This window comes from Symbioplanes lichenis, assembly GCF_030709675.1.
GTDB lineage: Bacteria > Actinomycetota > Actinomycetes > Mycobacteriales > Micromonosporaceae > Actinoplanes > Actinoplanes lichenis.
In genome coordinates this window covers 1-6,213 of record NZ_JAUZQD010000035.1, presented here as the reverse complement: position 1 = coordinate 6,213, position 6,213 = coordinate 1, and the positions used below count along the sequence as shown (strand labels likewise).

Below are 6,213 nucleotides of genomic sequence, written 5' to 3'. Positions count from 1 at the left end.
CGCGGGGCGGGGATCATTCAAGATCATTTCGGCGACAAGGTTCATGGCGGCAATCCCGTCAGAAGTCGACAGCCGCACGCCATCGAACGGGCGCGCGGAAAGAAAAAGGGTGCGGTTCAGGCGCGAGTGGACGGAGGCGCGCGCGAACCGCGCACTCCGGCGACCGCCTGCGGGTGCAACACCTGCGGCGCCCCGGCCACGACAACCGTCGCGGCGGGCTGATCCTCCGGCGCGACCGGAGCCGGCGGCTCCTGCGCGGAAGGCTGCTCGACCTGCGCCACGGCCACGACCGGAGCCGGCGGCGCGAAGGAAGACGCGGGAACCACAGCGGCAGCGCCGAACGGCCCGGTCAGCAGGAGCGAGAGCAGAACAGGCAGGGACCGCCGCACGAAGCCGCGCACGCCCTCCCTCACCATGCGCGCCACCCTACCCACCTCGGACCGACTCCCCCGTGATCAGGCAGCTACTCGGCGCGTTCGTGCGTCACTCGCGAGCAGGAAGACCAGGGCGACGATCGCGCCGGCGGCCCCGGTCAGGTACATGGCCGGGAAGCCGGAGGCGAAGGTCGCCCCGCCCACCGCGGTGCCCAGCGCGATCCCGAGGTAGATCCCGGAAGAGTTGAGGGACACGACCAGGGGCGCCTCGGCGGGGGCGGCGGCAATCAGCCGATGCTGCTGGGCGGGGGTCTGGGCCCAGCTGGCGGCGCCCCAGCCCAGCGCGATCACGGCGACCACGACGGGGACCTGCGCCCCGGCGGCGGCGAGCCAGCCTCCGGCAGCCAGGACGACGGCCATGAGCGCGTAGGCGGCTGTCAGCAGCTTGACGGAGCCCCACCGGTCGACCGCGTACCCGGCGCAGAGATTGCCGGCCACGGCTCCGGCCCCGTAGAGGAACAACATGAGTCCCGCCCAGCGCACCGGCGATCCGGCGGCCTGCAGGGCCGGCACGCTGTAGGCATAGACGGTGTAGCACGAGGCCATGCCCAGCGTCGTGAGCGGCAGAACGGTCAGGACCGCGGGCCGGCGCAGGACGGCCAGCCGTTGCCGCAGCGGCGTGCGGGGGCTGCCGGGCAGCCTGGGCATGACGAGCCGGACACCGGCCGCCACCACGAGGCAGAGCACCGCCACCGCGATCAGCACGGTACGCCAGTCGGTGATCTGGTTGAGCAAAGTGCCGAGCGGGACACCCAGGGCGGTGGCCACGGTGAGCCCGCCGATGACCACGGCCAGCGCGCGGCCGCGTTGCTCGGGACGGACGAGGGCCGCGCCGACCGCTCCGGCGTTGGGGGTGTAGCCCGCGGCTCCGGCGGCGGCGAGCACCCGGGTCGCGAGCAGGATCGGCAGTGACGGCGCGAGGGCGGAGCCGAGGTTGGCGGCGGCCAGCACGAGCAGCGCCGTCACCAGCAGCCGTCGACGCGGAACGCGAGCGGCCACTGTGGACAGCATTGGCGCCAGGACGGCGTACGAGAGGGCAAAGACGGTGACCGACTGGCCGGCGGTCGCCGGGGAGACGCCGAGTGTCGCAGCCATCGCGGGCAGGAAGCCCGCGACGACGAAGGCGTCGGTGCCCACGGCGAAGGTGCCGAGGGCGAGGATGGCAGTCGAGCGCAGGCCACGCGCAGCCGAGACGTCGGGCATGGTGACTCAGCCGCGCAACCGGGCGAGCGTCTGCTCGAGCTCCTCCCACAGGGCCCGCCCGGCGGCGTCGGCGTCGCCGGCGGACACGGCGTCGACGAGCACCGCGTGGGCGTCCTCACCGTGATTCGGCTGGTCGTCACGCAACCCGAGCAGCTGGACCAGGTCGATCAGGCCCTCGCGCAGCACCGGCACGAACTCGCTGAACAGGGCTGTCAGCACCGGATTGTGCGCCGCCGCCACGATCACGGCGTGCAGGGCGATGTCCGCATCCACAAAGGACGCGTTGTCTTCTGCCGCCGCATCCCGGCGCCGGCTCAGGGCCGTGCGCATGAGGGCCCGATCATCGTCCGTACGGCGGATCGCGGCGAGCCGGACGGCTTCGACCTCGATGAGCATGCGGACCTCGTACACGTCGGTGATGGCGGCTCGGCGCATGCCGGCTATCCAGTCCTCCCGGGGCGAGGTGGCGACGACGAAGACCCCCGCCCCCTGCCGCGCCTGGACGAGACCCGCGCCGGCCAGCGCGCGCAACGCCTCGCGGACCGTGGACCGGCCCACACCCAGCAGCTTAACCAGAGCCGTCTCGCTCGGCAGTTTCGCGCCGATGCCCCACTCGCCGCCGGTGATCTGCTCGCGGAGCCGGTCGGTCGCCTGCTCGACCAGCGGGGAGGGACGCAGCGCCTCGAGCGCCATCGGGTACCACCTTCACTTATCAGCTTGTCTGAGGAGTTGGCTTCGGTTAGCGTACCGCGCATGTCCACCTCCCACTGGAACCGGCAGCAGCCCAGCCGCATGCCCTCGCACCGCTACCGCCCGGTCGAGGAGCGCGTGGCGCTCCCGCTGACCGGCCGCACCTGGCCGTCCGCGCGGCTGGAGCGGGCGCCGCTCTGGGTGCCCGTGGACCTGCGCGACGGCAACCAGGCCCTCGCCGAGCCGATGGACACCGCGCGCAAGCGGCGGATGTTCGACCTGCTGGTCGCCATGGGCTACAAGGAGATCGAGGTCGGCTATCCCTCGGCGAGCCAGACCGACTACGACTTCGTGCGGCACCTGGCCACGAGCGGCGACCTGCCCGGCGACGTCACGATCTCGGTCTTCACCGCCGCCCGGGCCGACCTCATCGACCGTACGGTGGCCTCGATCGAGGGTCTCCCCCACGTCGTCGTGCATCTCTACACCGCCACCGCCCCCGCCTGGCGCGACGTGGTGCTCGGCCGCTCCCGCGCCGAGGTGCACCGGCTCATTCTCGACGCGGGCACCCACCTGCTGCGCCGCACCGAGCAGCGCCGCGGTCCCGCGGTCCGCTTCGAGTTCTCGCCCGAGGTGTTCAACCTCACCGAGCCGGACTACGTCCTGGAGATCTGCGACAGCATGACCGAGCTGTGGCAGGCGAGCCCCGATCGCCCGGTCATCCACAACCTGCCCGCGACCGTCGAGATCGCCACCCCGAACATCTACGCCGACCAGATCGAGTACATGCACCGCCATCTGGCCCGGCGCGACAGCGTCATCCTGTCGGTGCATCCGCACAATGACCGGGGTACGGGCGTCGCCTGCGCCGAGCTCGCGGTGCTCGCGGGCGCCCAGCGCGTCGAGGGTTGCCTGTTCGGCAACGGCGAGCGCACCGGCAACGTCGACCTGGTCACCCTGGCGCTCAACCTGCACGCCCAGGGCGTCGACCCGATGATCGACTTCTCGGACATCGACGCGGTTCGCGAGGTCGTCGAGCATTGCAACCGGCTGCCCGTGCATCCCCGGCACCCGTATGGCGGTGATCTGGTGCACACCGCCTTCTCCGGCACGCACCAGGACGCCATCGCCAAGGGCTTCGCTCATCACGCCAAGCTCGCCGCCGATGCCGGGATCCCCCCGGAGGAGGCGCCGTGGGCCGTGCCCTACCTGCCCATCGACCCCGCCGACCTCGGCCGCACCTACGAGGAGGTCATCCGCATCAACTCGCAGTCCGGCAAGGGCGGCGTGGCCCACCTGCTCAGCACCACATACGGAATCGACCTGCCCCAGCGCATGCGCCCGGACTTCTCCCGAGTCGTGCAGCAGGTCACCGACGCCACCGGTCAGGAACTGTCCGCCCAGGAGCTGCGAGAGCTGTTCAGGCGTACGTATCTCGACCCGGGCCGCGACGGCACAGTGACGCTGGAATCGTGGCGCGCGGAGGAGCCGGACGCGGGCACGCACACGGTCACCGCCACGCTGGTCACGGACGGACGGCGAGTCGTCTGCGCCGGTCGGGGCAACGGGCCGCTCGCCGCGCTCACCGACGCCCTGCGCGCCGCCGGGTTCGTGGTGGACGTCATCGGCTACACCGAGCACGCCACCGGTGCAAGCCCCGACAGCCCCGCCGTGGCGTACCTGGAATGCCGGATCAACGGCGTCGTGCGCTGGGGCGCGGGCTGGGACACCTCCCTGCTCACCGCCTCCGTCCACGGTGTCATGGCCGCGCTCAACCGCGCCGTCGGCGCCTGACCCGCCGGCGCCCCGGAGCCGGCGCCTGACCCCGCGAACACCCCGAAGCCGGCGCCTGACCCCGCGAACACCCCGAAGCTGGCGCCTGACCCCGCGAACACCCCAAAGCCGGCAGAATCGGTGGCCGCCATCCCGGGACGCGGGCGCGGTGGGCGCCGGGCGTCACACCAGCTCCAGTTGCAGCCCGCCCTGCACCATCTCGGCCAGCCGGACGCCGGGGATGCCGAGCAGCTGGTCAAGTCCGGGGAACCGGTCGGGCAACGTGTGGCCGGCCACGGTGGTCGGATGGGCGGCCGGGTTGGTGTGCTCGCCGAGGTGCGACTCGCCGACCTGCACGAGGTAGTTGCCCGGGTTGGTGGCCTGGTCGTGCCGGATGACCTGCTCGGAGTAGGTGTTCATGGCGGCCGCGCGCCGGTGCAGGTCGCTGCCCACCCGCCGCGCCGGGCGGCCGGACATGGCGCGGACCCGGACGCCCTGGGCGCGGGCCGCGGTCAGGAAGGCGCCCAGGTCGACGTGGTTGCCCATCTGATAATTCGCGACGAAGTTGGTCAGCTCGGGGCTCATCGCCGTCGTCGGTGTCTGGAAGAAGTGGTCGACCAGCGCCTGGTGGGCGTCGTCGCGCAGGGCTTCGATGTAGATCGTCGTCACGCCGCCCGCGCGCAGGGCGGCCATGTGGGTGACGGCCCAGGCGAAGAACGGCTCGTTGTTGTGCACGCCGCCGACCGCCAGCCCGTTGAAATTCTGCAGAAGATTGAGCGCGGCGGCGTCCGCGGGCTGGGGCGGTGCGGTGGCGCCGGGCGGGTTGAGCAGCGTGTCCGCCGTGGCGCGGACCGCGGCGGCCTGGGCCGGGCCGCCCGCCGCCTGGTAGTCGCCCTCGCGCGTCACGGCGTCCTCGATGATGCCCGCGTCGCGGCGGTCCTGCTGCTGCCAGTAGGGCTGCGTGGTCTGGTCGGCCCGGCCGAGCTGCTCGAACAGCACGTCGTTGGACACCGCGTTGAGGTTCGGATTGTTCGCCAGCAGGTCGGAGAACACGGCGTTGCCGAAGGTCGTCACCGAGCCGGGCGGGCTCAGCTCCTGCTGGGTGCGGTAGTCGGTCTGCAGGGCGGCCCGCTGCCGGTCCGGCGCCGCGCCGGTCCACTGCTGATAGGCGTTGGCGGCGGTGTCCCACCGGCCCTGGTCGCGGATTTTGGCGGGGGCCTTGTCGCGCGCCCTCGACTTGCGAGGGCCGCGCACGCGAGTCGCGGTGCCCGGCGGGTCGGTGTGCATCTCGTCGTAGCTCACCCGCTGCACCACGGGCGGCCCGGAGGTCAGCATCGCCTGGACGGCCGCGTTGCCCACGGTGCGTTGCAGCGTCTGGGCGGCCCCGGCGTCCAGGCGGCCGCCCGGGGTGACCGGGCCCGGAGCCCGGGCCGCGGGGCCACGCCGCGCGGCGGGTGGGATGGTGACGTCTCTGTCGGGCCGGTGCGCATGCATCGCGTGAAAGCCCCCGATCCTGCGGATGAATTCCCGACGTTAGGCGCCGCCCGCCGGAAGCGACAAGGATCGTCGGGGCACTCTTCCTGCCTTCGCCACGACCCGATCGGGCGAAGCCGCCGATTGGCACGCCGAGTAGTCCCATGATCACGCATGAGCCACCGCCCGGCGGGTAAGGTGGCGCGCATGGCGAGGGACGGTGTGCGCGGCTTCGTGCGGCGGTCCCTGCCTGTCCTGCTCGCGCTGCTGTTGACCGGGCCGTTCAGCGCCGCCGCCGTGGTTCCCGCGGCCCCTGCGGCGCCGTCCCGTGTGGCCGCCGTGGCACAGATCGAGGCGGCTCCCGCGCCGGAGCCGGCCGCGGACCTGCCCGAGGAGCTTCCCGCCGCCACCGTCGTCGTGGCCGGGACCCCGCAGGTGCTGCACCCGCAGGCGGTCGCCGGAGTGCGCGGTTCGCGCGCGCCTCCGTCCACTCGCGCCTGACCGCACTCCCACTCGTCGTTCTCTCTCCTTTCCGCGCGCCCGTTCGACGGCGTGCGGCCATTGCCTTTCATCGATCCCACGGACGGGACCCGCCATGAACATCGTCGCCGAAATGATCTTCAACGACCCTCGCCCCGTC

At 72.5% G+C, this 6,213-nt stretch carries 6 protein-coding genes; 2 read left to right on the top strand and 4 right to left on the bottom strand.

Annotated features, from left to right (window positions below; genetic code table 11):
- Nucleotides 1–116: 116 nt before the first annotated feature.
- From RAN62_RS40850 to RAN62_RS40840, 3 genes are read right to left on the bottom strand one after another with little or no spacing between them, the layout of a single operon-like run.
- Nucleotides 117–416, bottom strand: a complete 300-nt coding sequence (locus tag RAN62_RS40850) for a hypothetical protein (RefSeq protein WP_305790280.1) — start codon at nt 414–416, stop codon at nt 117–119.
- 39 nt (nt 417–455) lie between these two features.
- Complete coding sequence (locus RAN62_RS40845; protein WP_305790279.1) at nt 456–1,637, bottom strand: MFS transporter; 1,182 nt, start codon at nt 1,635–1,637, stop codon at nt 456–458.
- Between the two features lie 6 nt (nt 1,638–1,643).
- Nucleotides 1,644–2,330 carry a FadR/GntR family transcriptional regulator gene (locus tag RAN62_RS40840; protein ID WP_305790278.1) on the bottom strand — a complete coding sequence of 229 codons (687 nt, stop codon included), beginning with the start codon at nt 2,328–2,330 and terminating at the stop codon, nt 1,644–1,646.
- 60 nt (nt 2,331–2,390) lie between these two features.
- On the opposite strand from RAN62_RS40840, the gene leuA reads away from it, so the two are divergent.
- A complete protein-coding gene (gene leuA, locus RAN62_RS40835) occupies nt 2,391–4,121 on the top strand; it encodes a 2-isopropylmalate synthase (protein ID WP_305790277.1) in 1,731 nt (576 codons plus the stop codon).
- A 162-nt stretch (nt 4,122–4,283) separates the two neighbouring features.
- Here the strand turns inward: leuA and RAN62_RS40830 are convergent, their stop codons facing one another.
- Nucleotides 4,284–5,594, bottom strand: a complete 1,311-nt coding sequence (locus tag RAN62_RS40830) for a TraB/GumN family protein (protein WP_305790276.1) — start codon at nt 5,592–5,594, stop codon at nt 4,284–4,286.
- A 186-nt stretch (nt 5,595–5,780) separates the two neighbouring features.
- Between RAN62_RS40830 and RAN62_RS40825 the strand changes: the two genes are divergently transcribed.
- Nucleotides 5,781–6,074, top strand: coding sequence for a hypothetical protein (locus RAN62_RS40825; protein WP_305790275.1), 294 nt, complete (start codon nt 5,781–5,783; stop codon nt 6,072–6,074).
- Nucleotides 6,075–6,213 lie beyond the last annotated feature (139 nt).